We start from the raw sequence: 16446 nt of genomic DNA on the forward strand, positions 1-16446 counted from the left end.
ACGTATTCTCTATAAATCTTACATGAAAACTATATTGTTAATTACGTAAAATAGTGATAAAATATACTATTGCAAGTATATAAAACAACACCCAACCTTCATTTATATCTTGCAAATATTAATGATAGGTGGCAGAAAAAATGGAAAATGAAAAATATCAAGTATTACTGTACTACAACTATGTAGACATCGAGGATCCAGAAACTTTTGCAAAAGAGCACCTTCGCTTTTGTAAAGATTTGGAGCTTAAAGGAAGAATACTCGTAGCACATGAAGGTATTAACGGAACCGTATCTGGTACGGTGGAAGCAACTAATAAGTATATGGAAGCAATGCACAATGATCCACGTTTCGCAGATATGATTTTTAAAGTGGACGAGGCAGAAGGCCATGCATTTAAAAAAATGCACGTTCGACCAAGACCTGAACTCGTAACCCTTCGCTTAGAGGAAGACATTGATCCTCGCGAAATAACTGGAGAGTATCTAGATCCAAAAGAATTCTATGAAGCACTTCAAGATGAAGATACAGTAGTATTGGATGCTCGAAATGACTATGAATACGATCTAGGTCACTTCCGTGGTGCGATTCGTCCAGATATCGAAACATTTCGTGAATTACCAGAGTGGGTAGAAGAAAATAAAGAATTGTTAGAAGGCAAGAAAGTTGTCACGTATTGTACAGGTGGAATCCGCTGTGAGAAGTTCTCTGGCTGGTTAAAGAAAAGTGGTTTTGAAGACGTTGCTCAGCTTCACGGTGGTATCGTTACGTACGGTAAAGATCCTGAAGTACAAGGCGAACTATGGGATGGTCAGCTTTACGTATTTGATGAACGTATTTCCGTGCCCGTAAATCGTAAAGAGCATGTTATTGTAGGTAAAGACTACTTTGATGGAAAACCTTGCGAGAGATACGTGAACTGTGCAAATCCTGAATGTAATAAACAAATTCTCTGTTCTGAAGAGAATGAACATAAATATATGCGAGGTTGTACACCTGAATGTCGTGTCCATCCACGTAATATGTACGTAAAAGAACACAACTTAACTGAAGAAGAAATTCAAGCACGTCTTGAGCGTATTGCTGAGGAAGATGGTATCACTCAAGAAGCTTAATGGATTAAAAAACAAGATGACTCACTATTGCGGCATCTTGTTTTTTCATTTATCCGATTTGGTTTAATAAATTTGCCATTTCAATTGCTGTAACAGCAGCTTCTGCACCTTTATTACCAGCTTTCGTTCCTGCACGTTCGATTGCTTGTTCAATACTGTCCGTTGTTAACACACCAAAAATAACTGGAATATCAGCTTCTAATCCTACACTTGCAACACCTTTAGATACTTCATTACTTACAAAATCAAAATGAGGTGTAGAGCCTCTAATAACCGATCCTAACGTAACTACTGCGTCGTATTTACCTGACTTCGCCATTTTTTTAGCTACTAGTGGTATTTCAAACGCACCTGGAACCCATGCGATCTCCACATCTTCTTCATTTACACCGTGGCGGCGTAACGCATCCTCTGCGCCAGATAGTAATTTACTATTGATAAATTCATTAAATCTCCCTACAACTAAACCTACTTTTAATCCTGTTCCTATTAATTTCCCCTCGTATACCTTTGCCATCTTATCTTTCTCCTCCTTGGTTTTCATCCATCTTTAATAAATGATCTAATTTTTCTACTTTTGTTTTTAAGTAATCGATATTGCTCTCGTTTGCTGGAACTTCTATTGGCTTACGATCTACTAACTCTAATCCATACTCTTTAATACTTTCCATTTTTCTCGGGTTATTGGTCAGCAAATGAATTTTGCCTACGCCTAAATCTCGAAGAATTTGCACACTTACAGCATAATCTCTTAAATCATCCGGAAATCCTAACTGATGATTCGCTTCTACTGTGTCGTAGCCTTCCTCCTGTAGTTTATAAGCCTTCATTTTATTGATAAGCCCGATTCCTCTTCCCTCTTGACGCATATAAACGAGTACCCCATGACCTGCTTCTTCAATTTCTTCAAGAGCCTTAGCCAGTTGTGGACCACAATCACAACGCTTCGATCCAAATGCATCCCCTGTTAAACACTCTGAATGAACTCTTACTAAGGTCGGTTTGTCAGGTGTGAGCTCTCCCTTGTACAATGCCACATGCTCTTTACCACTGTACTTCTCGGTATATGCTACAAGTTTAAAGTCACCATAAGATGTCGGCATGTTAATTTCTGCTTCACGAATAATCAATTTATCAAATCTTTTACGATAATGGATTAACTGCTGAATCGAAATCATTGGCATCTGATGCTGTTCTGCAATTATTTCTAAGTCTTTTTGTCTTGCCATCGTGCCATCTTCATTCATAATCTCGCAGATAACGGATACAGGCTCAGAACCTGCAAGTCGTGCTAAATCAATCGCCGCTTCTGTATGTCCTTGACGCTCAATGACACCAGCCTCTTTCGCAATAAGAGGGAAGACATGGCCTGGTCTATTAAAATCACTAGCCGTTGTTGCTTTGTCTAACAATTTTTGAATGGTAAGAGATCGTTCAAACGCGCTAATACCTGTGTGTGTTTCCTTATAATCAATACTTATTGTAAAATTCGTACCGTAATCATCTGTATTGCGAGCCACCATCTCACCTAGTTGCAAGCGTTCGGCATATTCTTTTGTTAATGGCGTACAAATTAAGCCACGACCTTCTTTTGCCATAAAGTTAATGATTTCAGGAGTAACATGTTCAGCAAGCGCAACAAAGTCTCCCTCATTCTCACGGTCTTGATCATCCACGACGATAATTATTTTACCTTCTTTTAATGCCTGGATTGCTTCTTCTACTGTATTTTTCATCGCTAACCACTCCTTAGAATCCTAACTGCTGAAGTCTTTCTTCTGTAATACCTGATGTATGATTGGAAACTTCTAATAGTCTTTCCATATATTTTGCCATCATATCGAATTCTACATTCACGATATCACCACTCATTTTTTTACCTAAAACGGTAGCTTCTTGTGTCTCTGGGATTAATGAAATCGTGAAGCCTTGATGATCTACCCCAAATACAGTGAGCGATGTACCATCAACAGTTATAGAACCTTTCAGAGCAATTAGCTTTGTCTCCGCAACTTTGATGTAATAGTATTTGGCATTATCTTCTATCCACGTGCGTTCTATTGTACCTGTCAAATCAATATGTCCAGAAACGATATGTCCACCGAACCTTCCGTTCATTTGCATTGCTCGCTCCAGGTTAACCTCTGATTGACGCTTTAAACGGGCTAAGGAAGATCCTCGGAAAGTTTCTGGTATAACATCTACTGTAAACCATGTATCGCCAAATTCTGTTACCGTAAGACAGACGCCATTTACTGAAATACTATCACCAATCGAAACATCTTCTAAAACCTTTTTGGCAGCGATGCGCAATGCTAATGCTTCGTTCGTTTGTTGAATCGCTTCGATTTTTCCCTTTTCCTCTACGATACCTGTAAACATCAGTTTGCCCCCTTCGGCTTTGCAATAATTTTTATATCATTTCCGAGTTGCTCAACGGATACTAGGTTAAATTCGACTGCCTCCTTCATCAATTCCGGAGACTTCCCTCCAATAGCACTAATCGCATCTTGTCCTCCTAGCAATTTAGGTGCAATGTACCAATGACATTCATCCACCATACCTGCTTTTAAAAGGGATGCATGAATTTGACCGCCACCTTCTACATATACCGATTGAATTTTCTCTTCACCTAAAGCTTGCAATGCATCAGCGATATCAATTGTATCTGCCGCTAGTTGGATCACATTTACATGAGGATATTTTTTTTCGAACTTTGCAGTGTCTGCTCTCTTACCACAAATCATATACGTAGGTGCACTTTGATCAAGGATATGATAGTTTCCATCAAGAGAAAGTTGGGAATCGAGAATGACACGTATTGGATTCTTTCCACCATTTTCAAGCCTTGTCGTCAGGCTAGGATTGTCTTTTTCAACCGTATTCCTACCAACTAATATTGCGTCATGTCGATGTCGTTCACGATGGACATCTTCTCTAGCAACCTCTGCGGTAATCCACTTACTATCACCTATTTTTGTTGCTGTTTTCCCATCAAGGGTTGTCGCGGCTTTCAATGTAACAAAAGGGCGATTATGCTTTAAAAAATGAAAGAAGAACCTATTAATAGCTTTGCCTCTTTCTTCTTCAATTCCAATTTCTGTTTCAATTCCAGCAGCTTTTAAAATTTCTATACCTTTTCCTGCAACCTTAGGGTTAGGATCTTGGCAGGAGATATAAACTTTCCTCACTTGTTTCTTCACAAGTAGTTCCGCACATGGGGGTGTTTTTCCATAGTGTGCACATGGCTCCAGTGTTACGTATACATCAGCATCTTTTGCATCGTCACCAGCTTGTTCTAGTGCCAACACTTCTGCATGCGGTTCCCCTGCTTTCATATGTGTACCAACACCAAGTAGCTTTCCATTTTTCACAACAACCGCACCAACCGATGGATTAGGACTCGTTTGCCCAATTGTTGCTTCAGCTAGCTCTAGGGCTAATCCCATCCATTCTTCTTTTGTACGCATATTCTCACCTTCATTTCTAATCAGTACATTCAAGTAATTTTCCAAATAAAAATAGCCTCAGGATAGATACCTGGGGCTATAGAATCGTCAAGTTAACTCGGATATTTATTAACGTATCTTAAATAAAGGCAATGACAATATACCACTACCAATAAAATAAGAGTTAAAAATTAATCCGATTCCTTTTCTCATCCAGACTTTAACTGTCGGCTTTGGAATTTCACCAAATCCACCTTCACATTATAAAAATGATCCGGGTCACGGACTGAAAGCTTGAAAGCTTATCACCGTCGGTCGGGAATTACACCCTGCCCCAAAGGAATAAATTTTTGTATGAAATTGTAATTTCATTATATAAAACGTATTGGGGTTTTGCAAACTAATCTGCTCATATAACCCGCAATATAATGTAAATAGTTAGAATCAATCACTAGTTTACACCATTAATCGATAGTGGACAGATATGTTTTGATGCCTCTGGAGAATTTGCAGCTAACTCAAAAGTAATAATAAAAGAGGTAGCAGAAAATGCACGAACAAAATAAATAATATGAGTAAAGCAAAAGATTTTTTTACACATTTTCTTTGCTTTCTCCTTGATTTCCCCCCTTTTCATTTCTACATTTTCTAGTATTTCCCTTTATATTCATCATTTCGGTTCTATTGATTCAGAACGGACAATAGAATAATAAAAATATTCCAGTTTTTTTGAAAAAAATCTATCTTAATCGTTAAACAAATTGTCGTACTAGTAATGAACGCTTGGATAAGATTGGGGGTGTGTACTTCTTTATCAATGACCATTCATTTTATTTTTTATAGAAAGGCAGTTTTGGAACAGCAAGAAGTGACACCACCGTCTTCATTTAGTTGATTACTTCACGAAACGCCATCTACTATTTTTAAGGAGAGGTGATTTCCCAATGAGTTTAACGAAAAAAATATTAATTGCTCTTGTACTTGGTGTGGTTGTTGGGATTGTTTTAACTTTCGTTACTGAAAGCGTTTACTCAAATCTTGATATGTACCTGTTAGGACCTGTAGGACAAATCTTTATCAATTTAATTATGATGCTTGTAGTACCAATCGTCTTTGTCTCTATTGTATTAGGTACTGCAGGACTTGGTGAACCTACTAAGCTAGGAAGAATTGGTGTTAAAACCATTTCCTTTTTCTTAGTAACAACAGCAATTGCTCTTATACTAAGTCTTAGTCTAGCGTATATCATTAAGCCTGGAACAGAGGGTGTATTTGATGTAGAAACGGCAGATTATGAAGCAAGTAGTGCTCCACCAATAATGGAAACCCTCGTTGATATTATTCCAACTAACCCAGTTGAAGCAATGTCTACTGGCGACATGTTATCGGTTATCGCATTTGCTATATTTATTGGAATCGCATTAGCATTCCTAGGAGAGAAAACACAAGGAATTAGTCGATTGTTCGAACAAGCAAACGAAATACTGATGCTCATAGTAAATCTCGTTATGAAAATAGCTCCTTATGGTGCATTTGCATTAATTGCCTCTGCAATAGGGGGTGCTGGTTTAGACGCAGTCGGATCAATGGGAGCATATATGATGACGGTTATTCTAGGTTTAATCCTTCATGCGGCCATCACTTACAGTTTAGCAATTTGGTTAATAGGCCGTTCAAACCCACTTGAGTTTTACAAAGGATTTTTCCCGGCAATGTCTGTTGGATTTAGTACTGCTAGCTCGAGTGCAACGTTACCAATTTCTATGAAGGCTGCGCAAGAAAATCTTGGTGTAAGTAAAAATGTAAGTAGCTTCGTACAACCGTTAGGAGCAACAATTAATATGGATGGAACCGCAATTATGCAAGCGACTGCAGCGGTATTTATCTCACAAGTATATGCAGTAAGTCTCGATTTTACCGATATTATTCTTATCATCCTTACTGCAACACTCGCAAGTATTGGTACTGCTGGCGTGCCTGGTGTTGGTTTGATTATGTTAGCTATGGTTCTCAATCAGGTTGGTCTTCCAGTAGAAGGTATCGCCTTAGTTATTGGGATTGATCGTTTGTTAGATATGTTACGAACATCATTAAACATTACAGGAGACGCCACTGCTGCTTATATCATTTCCGAAGGAGAAAGACGAAGAGAAGAGAAAGGCAGTTAGTAAATAGAAAGACGCACTTGATGGGAATCTTTGAGGACGGGGGCGTGTGCTATGAACCGTCGAAGGTGTTCTATCTACCGTGGAACGGTCCTATCAACCGTCGCAAGAGCTCTATGAACTGTGAAATTTCTCTATAGACCGTCAAGGAGACTCTATCTACCGTGGATTGGTTGTATAGACTGACATCGAACAGTATATAAAAAATTAGGTGAGGATGAATTAATCCTCACCTAATATTCTTACTTCTCGTTCTAAATCTACACCAAATTTTTCTTTAACCGTACGTTGTACCATTTCAATTACTTCTATATATTCCGTTGCGGTAGCGTTGTTTTTATTCACGATAAAGCCTGCATGCTTAGTCGATACCTCTGCTCCACCTACTCCTTTACCTTGCAAGTCACTATCCTGAATTAATTTGCCTGCAAAATGTCCAGGAGGTCTTTTAAACACACTTCCACAAGAAGGATATTCTAATGGTTGTTTTGATTCCCGTTTATAAGTTAGATCATCCATCACTGCTTTAATGTCTTCCCTCTTTCCAGGTTCAAGAGAAAAAGTAGCTTCCAGAACAATCAATTTTTTCGTAGGTATATTACTAGTTCGATAAGATAAATCAAAAGCCTCTGCTGGAAGACGAATCACTTTCCCCTCACTATTCACAACTAATGCACTTTCTAGACAGTCTTTAATTTCTCCTCCATAAGCACCAGCGTTCATGTAGAGAGCCCCTCCAACTGTACCAGGAATACCACATGCAAATTCTAATCCAGTTAATTCTTCTTTTAAAGCAAATCGTGAAGCATCAATTATTCTTGCTCCACTTTCTGCAATTACTTGATTCCCCTCTCTTCTTATACCATCAAATCTTTTCAAACTAAGGACGATACCTCTAATACCACCATCTCTTACAATTACGTTAGAGCCATTTCCGAGTAATGTAAAAGGAACCTGGTTGTCATTTGCATATTTTACGATTGCCTGTACCTCTTCAACCTTAGACGGCATTAGGAAGAAATCTGCCTTTCCACCAAGCTTTGTATACGTATGATTTCTTAATTGTTCATCTACTTTTATATAGGTCGGATCTATCAATTGCTGTAAATCCGTTAAGATCTTGTCTGTCATCATATCCATCCCTCAAGTATATTATGTGTACCATTACACTTTATTATAGCAAGTTGAAAATAATTACCGCAATGCGGATTCCTCTCTAGAAATTTTAGCATAGCAGTCCGAATGTACCTTTACAGTACCGTGCCAAGACTAACTTATGCCAAGTCATCTATGCCTAATCGTGTATTTCATCTCACTCGATAGAAATAAAAAATAGAAAGGCAGGAATCCCCACCTTTCTATCATACAAGTATCGTTAAATTTTGTGAATCTTTTACTGTTTTTGCTTGCTTAATCCTTCTTCTTATTCACCCATAAAGGCTACCATAAGTGCTTTTTGCGCATGTAGACGATTTTCCGCTTCTTGAAATACTACTGAATTCGGTCCATCGATAACATCTGCTGTCACTTCTTCACCTCGATGTGCAGGAAGACAATGCATAAAGATAGCATCCGCTTTTGCGTGAGCCATAAGTTCTTTATTTACTTGGTATGGAATAAACGCTTTTTCCCGTTCTTTCTGTTCTTCCTCTTGACCCATACTTGCCCATACATCGGTATATATGACATCTGCATCCTTAATCGCTTCAATTGGGTCGTCCGTAACCATAACTTCTGTTCCATCTGCAAATGATGTTGCTAGCTCCACCATTTCCTGCTTCGGTTGATAACCGGATGGTGCGCCTATCGCTATATCTAATCCCATTTTTGCACATCCAATCATTAAGGAGTGTGCCATATTATTACCATCACCAATATACGCCATTTTCAGACCAGCAAGCTCACCTTTTACCTCTTTAATCGTTTGAAGGTCTGCTAATACTTGGCATGGATGAAAATCATCGGTTAACCCGTTGATAACTGGTATCGTAGCATTATCTGCTAATTCGACCACATCTTGCTGAGAAAATGTACGAATCATAATACCATCTAAATAACTGGATAAAATTTTTGCCGTATCAGAAATAGGTTCTCCTCGACCAAGCTGAAGATCATTAGAACTTAAAAACAATGCTGTTCCACCTAATTGATACATACCAGCTTCGAACGAAACACGGGTTCTAGTCGATGATTTTTCAAAAATCATACCTAAGGTTTTACCTTTTAATGGCTCATAGACCTCATTATTTTTACGTTTTTGCTTTATTTGGTCTGCTAGTTCCAACAAATAGGCTATTTCTGCCGTTGAAAAATCTGCCAGTGATAACAAATCTCTTCCTCTTAATTCTTCTTTGAAACTCATAGGAAGGCACGCTCCTTCTTGTTTTGCATTTGGTTATCTTTTCTTAAATTTTGAATCGATTCAACATTCTTTATCGATATGTTTGCTGCTTGTAAATAGGCAGCTAATGTCTCGTTAGAGCTGAAGCATACTGTATCGGAACGTAGTGCTGCTTCACGCAAATTACTATGTTCATCTTTCGTACCCGTTCGATAAACATCTGTAATCAATGCGTAGCAATCGTCCAAGCAATTTTGAATTGCTTCCTCATAGTTATAAACCTCTACTCCATCTATTCCAGCTTCTTTTAATAAAGTTGCTGTCTGTTGATCAGCATGGATTGTAGGTTTAGCTGCCTTTATAGCTTGGACAAGTTGTGAATCGACTTTCTTTAGCGAGAGCCAGATTGTATTGCTTTCTCCCCAGCCAGTTACATTATCTTCTTTCCATTGAAAAGCCTTGGCAATTGCTTCATTTATTGTTTTACCTAAACCTATAGCTTCTCCTGTTGATTTCATTTCAGGCCCTAAAATCGGATCTAAGCCAGGCAGTTTATGACTAGAGAAAATTGGCATCTTCACAGCATAGAAGGGAATATCTTCATGCAATCCAAGCTTCCACTGTTGATCCGTCAAGGACTCTCCCATTTGTACCCGTGTAGCCAAATCTACCATTGGAACCCCTGTTACTTTGCTTGATATTGGCACTGTACGAGAAGCTCTTGGATTTACCTCTAGTACATAAATGGTCTTACGGTCTTCGCTTATAACAAATTGAATATTCATCATACCTTTGAAATCTAATGATCCAGAAATCTTTTTTGCATAGGATGCAATCGTATCTTTTTGATCATTTGTAAGACTAGGAGCTGGAAAGACTGCAATACTATCACCGGAGTGAACACCCGCTCGTTCTATATGCTCGAATACACCCGGTATTAAAATGTCTTCCCCATCACAAACGACATCAATTTCCACTTCATATCCTTCAATATATCGATCAATCAATAGAGGGAAAATACGACTACCTCTAGACTTTTCTTCTAAATCCTTCAAATAAGTCTCTAATTGTTTTTCATCACTTAAGATGACCATCCCTTGGCCACCGATTACATAGGATGGACGAAGTAGGATAGGATAGCCAATTGTTCGGGCCGCTTGCTTTGCATCTTCCATTGCATTCACCGTATCCCCAGGTATATGTGGGATATCCAGCTTTCTAAGTAATGTATAAAATAGGTCACGGTCTTCTACCGCATCGATTGCATCTAGTGACGTACCCATGATTGGTACACCAGCACCTTTCAGTCCATCTGCTAGATTAATAGCTGTTTGCCCACCAAATTGTACAAGTACACCATCTGCTTGTTCCTTATGAACAACATGTAAAACATCTTCCACAGTTAGGGGTTCAAAATACAGATGGTCTGCTGTATTAAAGTCTGTACTAACCGTTTCTGGATTATTATTAATGACAATCGCATCTATATCCTGTTCTTGTAAAGACTGCGCTGCATGAACAGAACAATAATCAAATTCTACCCCTTGACCAATTCGTATTGGACCAGAGCCAAGTACGACCATTTTTCGCTCTCCAGGCAACTGCTCTACCTCATCCCACTCATTCCATGAGCTATAGTAGTATGGAGTTTCTGCTGTATATTCTGCCGCACACGTATCTACGATTTTATAGGATGGCGATAGATTGTCTGTTTGTAACTTTTCAAAGATATTCGAGATATCAATGTTCCATATGTTAGATAACGTAACATCAGAGATTCCATAAGCTTTTGCTTCTTTTAAATCTTCATTTGTTACCTCAGACCATTGTTTCTTCGCTAATTCTTGCTCTTTCTCTATCATTTTCTCTATTTCGAAAAGGAAGTAATTACTAATCTCTGTTACAGCATGAACTTCTTGAACCGTCATCCCTCGACGAAACGCCTCTCCAACCATAAATATACGTTCATCTGTTGCATGTTTCAACGCATCCAATAAAGCTTCATCCGATAATTGTTCACTTCCTGGTAGCGCCAATGAGTGAAGGCCAATTTCCAAGGAACGGATAGCTTTATTTAATGCCGTTGGAAAGTTACGAGCCAATGCCATAACTTCTCCAGTTGCTTTCATCTGGGTACCTAATGAACGATCTGCATTCGTGAATTTATCAAAAGGCCATCTCGGAAACTTTAAAGCTACATAGTCTAGAGCTGGCTCAAAGCTTGCATACGTATTCCCTGTTATAGGGTTTAATACCTCATCTAAATGATAGCCTAACGCCAATTTAGCAGCGATACGAGCAATCGGGTAACCCGTTGCTTTTGAAGCTAAAGCACTTGATCTGCTTAAACGTGGATTTACCTCAATAATAATGTATTCATCTGTTTCGGGATGTAGAGCAAATTGAATATTACATCCTCCAATTACACCTAATTCACGAATAACTTTAACAGAAGACGATCGCAACATTTGGTATTGTTGATCCGTTAATGTTTGAGATGGTGCTACAACAATACTATCCCCAGTATGGACACCAACTGGGTCAATATTCTCCATATTCGCAACGATAATACATGTATCGTTCGCATCTCTTACAACTTCATATTCGATTTCTTTCCAACCTTTAACACTTTGTTCAATTAATACTTGCTTTATCGGGCTATAGTGTAACCCGTTTTTTACGATTTCTCGGAGTTGTTGCTCGTTATCTGCAATACCTCCACCTGCACCACCCAACGTATAAGCAGGTCGAACAATTTGTGGATAACCTACTTCTTCAGCAAATGCCACTGCTTCTTCCACAGAACTTGTGGATAAGCTTTCTGCTACTGGCTCTCCAATTTCATTCATCATGGACTTGAATTTTTCCCGGTCTTCTCCTTTTTGTATCGTATCTAACGATGTACCGAGCAACTTGACGTTGTATTTTTCTAAAACACCTGCTTCGTCTAGAAGAAATGCCATATTGAGACCAGTTTGACCACCTAACGTTGCTAAAATGCCATCCGGCCGTTCCTTTTCAATAATTTTTGTGACCGACTCACATGTGAGAGGTTCTAAGTAAACTTGATCTGCAATATTTTCATCTGTCATAATCGTTGCAGGGTTATTATTCACTAAAACAACTTCTATGCCTTCCTCTTTTAATGATAAACAAGCTTGCGTACCTGCATAATCGAACTCCGCCGCTTGACCTATCACAATCGGACCTGAACCAATCACAAGAACTTTCTCTATATTTTTAAGTTTAGGCATGCTGCTTCTCTCCCTTTGCAACCATCTTGTTTAATAATTCATTAAATAACTGCTGCGTGTCTATAGGTCCGTACTGAGCTTCTGGATCGAACTGAACCGTCCAAATTGGATAATGCTTATGGGATAAACCCTCAACGGATTGATCGTTGACATGTGTAAAGGAAATGTCCCATTCTGAACTATCTATAGAATCATTCACAACGGTATACCCATGATTTTGAGTAGTCATATAGACTTTGCCTGTCGCTTTTTCTTTTACCGGATGATTCGCTCCGCGGTGTCCACTTGGTAGTCTGCTCGTTTTAGCACCGTATGCTAAAGCTAGGAGCTGGTGTCCTAATGATATTCCAAGTGTAGGATATGTTTCACTTACCTTCTTTACATTAGGTAGTACGGATGAAAGTTGTTCTGGATTTCCTGGGCCATTGGAATATAACACGCCATCAGGGTCCAATTTTCTAATCGATTCGAATGTTGTATCATATGGCATTACCGTAACTTGGCATCCCCATTCTAGAAGGGAATCTAGTATGGATTGCTTGTAACCAAAATCAACTAAAACAATATGTGGAGTTAATTGAACAGAATGGTTCTTCGAGAAAAAAGTAATTGGTTCCTTGACAGAAACTGTTGGCGTCATTGGCTCATTCTTTGGTACAAAATTTGGCTTCTCATCAGGATTTGTTGTTATTTTTCCATAAATTTCCTCATACTGTCGAATTAACTTCGTCAGAGAGCGCGTATCGATACCAGATAAAGCAGGAATATTATATTTATCTAGAGTCTCTGTTAAAGAGAGACTTGTATTTTCATATTCTGGATGATCATTTATTGAAGAAACGATTACTCCAGATAAAGATAACGTTCCTATCCCATCCTCCATTTCAGGGTAACCACAGTTACCAATAAGAGGATACGTCAGTACTACGATTTGTCCAGTATAGGATGGATTTTGGATAATTGCATCATAGCCTGTCATAGCCGTATTAAAAACCACTTCACCTTCCGAGACCTTATCTGAACCTATCCAATCTCCTTCGAACACCTCACCTGTATTTAATACTAGATAGCCCTTCATGTTCGTTCCTCCCAATCCTCATCACGTTGTTTATAATTATACTCATTTACTTATATTTATACATTTATAAGCAAAAAAATAATCTCAAAACTCTTCACTATCTGAATCATTTATATAGGAAAAACTAAGCCTCGCATGGAGGAAGACTTAGTTTCCCTAGATTTCTTCTTTAGTTCACACATTAACCTTCTCCGCAAATTCTTCTACCCATTGCTGATTCTCGCTCCAACGATTCTCTGCCGACTGAATTTGCTCCTCGACACGGTTCTTAGCTGTACCGCCAACAACATCACGCGCATTAACAACTGTTTCAGGTGCTAATACCTGATAGATATCTTCTTCAATTAAACTAGAAAACTGCTTAAATTCTTCTATATTTAAATCAAGTAAAAATTTTCCCTGTTCAATTGCATACAATACTGTCTGACCAACTACAGCGTGTGCTTCACGGAAAGGCATCTCTTTATTCACTAGATAATCCGCTAAATCCGTAGCATTGGAAAAGTCCTTCGCAACTGCTTGATACATATTTTCTTTCTTCACTTCCATTGTTTGTATCATCGGTGCGAATAATGCTAGGGCACCTTTCAACGTATCCGCGGTATCAAACATTCCTTCTTTATCCTCTTGCATATCTTTATTATAAGCAATCGGTAATCCTTTTAATGTTGTTAACATTCCAATTAAATGACCGAATACTCTTCCTGTTTTCCCACGCACAAGTTCTGCTACATCTGGATTCTTCTTCTGCGGCATCATACTACTACCTGTACAGAACGCATCATCTAGTTCGATAAAGTTAAACTCTGCACTTGACCATTGAACAAGCTCTTCACTTAGGCGTGACAGATGCATAATAATTAGCGATGCATTCGAAAGAAATTCGACAACAAAATCTCTGTCGCTAACAGCGTCCAAACTATTTTCTACTACCCCATCAAAATGAAGCTGTTCTGCTACATATTGACGATCAATCGGAAATGTCGTTCCTGCTAGAGCACCTGCTCCTAGTGGTGAGCGATTTACTCGTTTAAAGCTATCTTGCAATCGTTCGATATCACGTTCAAACATGGATACATATGCCATCATATGATGGGCGAACAATACTGGTTGGGCACGTTGCAAGTGCGTATATCCCGGTAGAATTGTATCTAAATTCATCTTCGCTTGACCTAGCAAAGCTTCTTGTAGTTTTACTAGTAAATCTACCATCGTTACAATCGTATCACGTAGATATAGTCTCATATCTAAAGCTACTTGATCATTACGACTTCTTCCCGTGTGTAGTTTACCACCAACTGCTCCCACTTCTTCAATCAGAAGCTTCTCTACATTCATATGAATATCTTCATTTTCTTCGCTAAGCTCTGCTTCACCATTAGCAATCTTTTTGGCTACGACTTTCAAGCCATTTTTAATTGTATCCGCATCTCCAGCTGGAATGATTCCACACTTAGATAACATTTCTACGTGCGCTAAACTTCCTTGGATATCATATTGAGCTAGCTTTTGATCGAAGCTTATCGAAGCTGTATATTCATCCACTAATTCATTTGTTGGTTTTGTAAAACGTCCGCCCCATAATTTCATTGTTTAACAGATTCCTTTACGTCAATTTTTGTTTTTTCCATTATCTTCGCTTTATCGGCATGTACATCATTCACTGTAGAATGCACTTTTGTTGGTAACCCCCAAAGTTTGATAAAACCGAGTGCTGCTTCATGATCAAACTGATCACCTTCAGAGTATGTTGCAAGTTTAATGTCATATAAAGAATTTTCAGATTTACGACCAATTACAAACGCTTGACCTTTATATAACTGAACTTTTACAACTCCTGTTACATATTTCTGCGTTACTGTGATAAATGCTTTTAAAGCTTCTGTCAATTGGTTAAACCATAGACCGTCATAAATTGCTTGAGTTAGTTGTTGCTCTACAATTGGCTTAAATTTCATAACCTCTCTTGGTAACGTGAGAGCTTCTAATTCTTGGTGAGCAGCAATTAATGTCATAGCAGCTGGTGCCTCATAGATTTCGCGAGATTTAATCCCTACTAAACGGTTTTCTACGTGATCGATACGACCAACGCCATGTTTACCAGCAATATCATTTAACTTTAAAATCAAGTCATCAAGCTTATATGGGATTCCATCTATCGCAACTGGTTTTCCTTCTTCAAATGTAATTTCAACTACTTCTGGAGTATCTGGTGCATCGACTGGGTCTGCCGTTAATTCAAAAGCATCTTTTGGTGCTTCTGCCCACGGATCTTCAAGAACACCACACTCATTTGCTCGACCCCATAAGTTCTGATCCACACTGTATGGACTATCTAAATCGATCGGAATCGGTATACCATGTTTTTCTGCATATTTAATTTCTTCATCTCTTGTCATTTTCCACTCACGAACAGGTGCAACTATTTTTAATTCAGGATTTAGAGCTGTAAAAGCAACATCAAAACGCACTTGGTCATTACCTTTACCAGTACAACCGTGCGCTACTGCCACAGCACCCTCTTTTTCTGCAATATCGACTAATACTTTAGCAATTAATGGACGAGATAAGGCAGAGACTAATGGATATTTACCTTCATAAAGAACGTTCGCTTGTAGTGCTGGTAAAACGAAATCCTCCGCATATAATTCTTTCGCATCGATTGAATAGGATTTAATCGCACCTACATCAATGGCTTTATTTTTAACGAACTCTAAGTCTTTTCCTTCTCCGACATCCAATCCTACTGCAATAACATCGTAATTATATTCATCCTGAAGCCATTTGATCGCTACAGAAGTATCTAAACCACCTGAATATGCTAAAACTACTTTATCTTTACTCATCTCGGTAACCTCTCCTTATCATGTCATGTACGCTTCTATTTGGTTATGTATTATTATGCACTATCCAGTATAATAATTCAATAGTTATCTGAATTTTTTTACCCTTCTTTCTACTATCTATCCTTTCAATACCTCCAGAAATCGAATTTAGCTCGTTTATGAATAAATATAAATAACAGAATACTTTGTAACTTTTTT

Annotated in this window: 13 protein-coding genes and 1 riboswitch; of the genes, 2 read left to right on the forward strand and 11 right to left on the reverse strand. The window is 38.4% G+C overall.

The genetic code is table 11. The annotated features are described in order from the left end of the window. Positions 1-140: 140 nt before the first annotated feature. Positions 141-1115 carry an oxygen-dependent tRNA uridine(34) hydroxylase TrhO gene (trhO, locus tag GGQ92_RS09560; protein ID WP_184247734.1) on the forward strand — a complete coding sequence of 325 codons (975 nt, stop codon included), beginning with the start codon at positions 141-143 and terminating at the stop codon, positions 1113-1115. A 49-nt stretch (positions 1116-1164) separates the two neighbouring features. Here the strand turns inward: trhO and ribH are convergent, their stop codons facing one another. The 5 genes from ribH to GGQ92_RS09585 all read right to left on the reverse strand — a co-directional run bounded on the left by ribH (position 1165) and on the right by GGQ92_RS09585 (position 5165). Further along, positions 1165-1632 (reverse strand): 6,7-dimethyl-8-ribityllumazine synthase, encoded by a 468-nt coding sequence (gene ribH, locus GGQ92_RS09565; protein WP_184247736.1) that lies wholly within the window; start codon positions 1630-1632, stop codon positions 1165-1167. 1 nt (position 1633) lies between these two features. Beyond that, positions 1634-2851, reverse strand: coding sequence for a bifunctional 3,4-dihydroxy-2-butanone-4-phosphate synthase/GTP cyclohydrolase II (locus tag GGQ92_RS09570; protein ID WP_184247739.1), 1218 nt, complete (start codon positions 2849-2851; stop codon positions 1634-1636). 13 nt (positions 2852-2864) lie between these two features. Continuing rightward, positions 2865-3497, reverse strand: coding sequence for a riboflavin synthase (ribE, locus tag GGQ92_RS09575; protein ID WP_184247742.1), 633 nt, complete (start codon positions 3495-3497; stop codon positions 2865-2867). After that, complete coding sequence (ribD, locus tag GGQ92_RS09580; RefSeq protein WP_184247745.1) at positions 3497-4585, reverse strand: bifunctional diaminohydroxyphosphoribosylaminopyrimidine deaminase/5-amino-6-(5-phosphoribosylamino)uracil reductase RibD; 1089 nt, start codon at positions 4583-4585, stop codon at positions 3497-3499. The genes ribE and ribD overlap by 1 nt, the downstream gene beginning before the upstream one ends. 176 nt (positions 4586-4761) lie before the next feature. Then, a riboswitch (FMN riboswitch) is annotated at positions 4762-4910 on the reverse strand. A 105-nt stretch (positions 4911-5015) separates the two neighbouring features. Then, on the reverse strand, positions 5016-5165 hold the full coding sequence (locus tag GGQ92_RS09585) for a hypothetical protein (RefSeq protein WP_184247748.1): 150 nt from the start codon (positions 5163-5165) through the stop codon (positions 5016-5018). A gap of 343 nt (positions 5166-5508) precedes the next feature. On the opposite strand from GGQ92_RS09585, the gene GGQ92_RS09590 reads away from it, so the two are divergent. After that, positions 5509-6732 (forward strand): dicarboxylate/amino acid:cation symporter, encoded by a 1224-nt coding sequence (locus tag GGQ92_RS09590; RefSeq protein WP_184247751.1) that lies wholly within the window; start codon positions 5509-5511, stop codon positions 6730-6732. 219 nt (positions 6733-6951) lie between these two features. On the opposite strand, the gene murB is transcribed toward GGQ92_RS09590, so the two are convergent. From murB to GGQ92_RS09620, 6 genes are all read right to left on the reverse strand, one after another. Beyond that, positions 6952-7860, reverse strand: a complete 909-nt coding sequence (murB, locus tag GGQ92_RS09595) for a UDP-N-acetylmuramate dehydrogenase (RefSeq protein WP_425486398.1) — start codon at positions 7858-7860, stop codon at positions 6952-6954. A gap of 292 nt (positions 7861-8152) precedes the next feature. Further along, entirely contained in the window at positions 8153-9091 is a 939-nt protein-coding gene (gene argF, locus GGQ92_RS09600) for an ornithine carbamoyltransferase (protein ID WP_184247757.1), read from the reverse strand. Then, complete coding sequence (gene carB, locus GGQ92_RS09605) at positions 9088-12324, reverse strand: carbamoyl-phosphate synthase (glutamine-hydrolyzing) large subunit (protein ID WP_184247760.1); 3237 nt, start codon at positions 12322-12324, stop codon at positions 9088-9090. Before carB ends, argF begins: the two co-directional genes overlap by 4 nt. Beyond that, the gene (locus GGQ92_RS09610; RefSeq protein ID WP_184247763.1) at positions 12317-13402 is read right to left on the reverse strand and encodes a carbamoyl phosphate synthase small subunit; all 1086 of its coding nucleotides are present in this window, start codon (positions 13400-13402) and stop codon (positions 12317-12319) included. The genes carB and GGQ92_RS09610 overlap by 8 nt, the downstream gene beginning before the upstream one ends. Before the next feature lie 174 nt (positions 13403-13576). Beyond that, positions 13577-14992, reverse strand: coding sequence for an argininosuccinate lyase (gene argH / locus GGQ92_RS09615; RefSeq protein ID WP_184247766.1), 1416 nt, complete (start codon positions 14990-14992; stop codon positions 13577-13579). Beyond that, complete coding sequence (locus tag GGQ92_RS09620; protein WP_184247769.1) at positions 14989-16248, reverse strand: argininosuccinate synthase; 1260 nt, start codon at positions 16246-16248, stop codon at positions 14989-14991. The genes argH and GGQ92_RS09620 overlap by 4 nt, the downstream gene beginning before the upstream one ends. Between the last annotated feature and the right edge of the window lie 198 nt (positions 16249-16446).

Origin of the sequence: Gracilibacillus halotolerans, assembly GCF_014206945.1 — a bacterium.
GTDB lineage: Bacteria > Bacillota > Bacilli > Bacillales > Amphibacillaceae > Gracilibacillus > Gracilibacillus halotolerans.

Bases quoted from the DNA above. Each gene is read 5' to 3' on its own strand.
- GGQ92_RS09590 (WP_184247751.1), top strand. From the start codon at position 5,509: ATGAGTTTAACGAAAAAAATATTAATTGCTCTTGTACTTGGTGTGGTT.
- GGQ92_RS09570 (WP_184247739.1), bottom strand. From the start codon at position 2,851: ATGAAAAATACAGTAGAAGAAGCAATCCAGGCATTAAAAGAAGGTAAA.
- ribH (WP_184247736.1), bottom strand. From the start codon at position 1,632: ATGGCAAAGGTATACGAGGGGAAATTAATAGGAACAGGATTAAAAGTA.
- ribD (WP_184247745.1), bottom strand. From the start codon at position 4,585: ATGCGTACAAAAGAAGAATGGATGGGATTAGCCCTAGAGCTAGCTGAA.
- GGQ92_RS09620 (WP_184247769.1), bottom strand. From the start codon at position 16,248: ATGAGTAAAGATAAAGTAGTTTTAGCATATTCAGGTGGTTTAGATACT.
- ribE (WP_184247742.1), bottom strand. From the start codon at position 3,497: ATGTTTACAGGTATCGTAGAGGAAAAGGGAAAAATCGAAGCGATTCAA.
- carB (WP_184247760.1), bottom strand. From the start codon at position 12,324: ATGCCTAAACTTAAAAATATAGAGAAAGTTCTTGTGATTGGTTCAGGT.
- trhO (WP_184247734.1), top strand. From the start codon at position 141: ATGGAAAATGAAAAATATCAAGTATTACTGTACTACAACTATGTAGAC.
- argF (WP_184247757.1), bottom strand. From the start codon at position 9,091: ATGAGTTTCAAAGAAGAATTAAGAGGAAGAGATTTGTTATCACTGGCA.
- GGQ92_RS09610 (WP_184247763.1), bottom strand. From the start codon at position 13,402: ATGAAGGGCTATCTAGTATTAAATACAGGTGAGGTGTTCGAAGGAGAT.
- murB (WP_425486398.1), bottom strand. From the start codon at position 7,860: ATGACAGACAAGATCTTAACGGATTTACAGCAATTGATAGATCCGACC.
- GGQ92_RS09585 (WP_184247748.1), bottom strand. From the start codon at position 5,165: ATGTGTAAAAAAATCTTTTGCTTTACTCATATTATTTATTTTGTTCGT.
- argH (WP_184247766.1), bottom strand. From the start codon at position 14,992: ATGAAATTATGGGGCGGACGTTTTACAAAACCAACAAATGAATTAGTG.